The sequence below is a fragment of the Isoptericola haloaureus genome (assembly GCF_036689775.1).
GTDB lineage: Bacteria > Actinomycetota > Actinomycetes > Actinomycetales > Cellulomonadaceae > Isoptericola > Isoptericola haloaureus.
This window is the reverse complement of record NZ_JBAGLP010000013.1, coordinates 1-308: the sequence shown is the minus strand read 5'-3', so window position 1 is coordinate 308 and position 308 is coordinate 1. Positions and strand designations below refer to the sequence as shown.

The 308-nt window shown below is 78.6% G+C and carries 1 protein-coding gene; it reads left to right on the top strand.

What is annotated here, in order from left to right; translation table 11 throughout:
- Positions 1-223: hypothetical protein (locus tag V5O49_RS00040; RefSeq protein ID WP_332900444.1), on the top strand; the 223-nt coding region annotated here is incomplete at its 5' end.
- Positions 224-308: the final 85 nt, after the last annotated feature.

Sequence of the window (308 nt, the reverse complement as noted above, 5' to 3'; positions counted from 1 at the left end):
CTCCATGAAGACCACGGTCCTGTCCGCCACCGTCGCGGTCCCGGCGCACCTGCTGCCGGGCGGCGAGTCCGCCATGGTGGACCTGCGCGGCGCGGGCCGCGTCACCGGCCCCCTCCTCGGCGAGCAGGCGGGCGGCGCCCCGGGCGGCCCCGGCGTCCACGGCGCGGTCGACGTCTCGGAGCACGCGCTGGCTGTGCCGCCGGCCAAGACGCCGCGCGGCTGACACCGCCCCGACCCGGCGACGGGGAGGGTCGCGGCACGATCGCGTTCACGGGCGCTGCGCGCCCTGCACTTCGCGATGGACGATC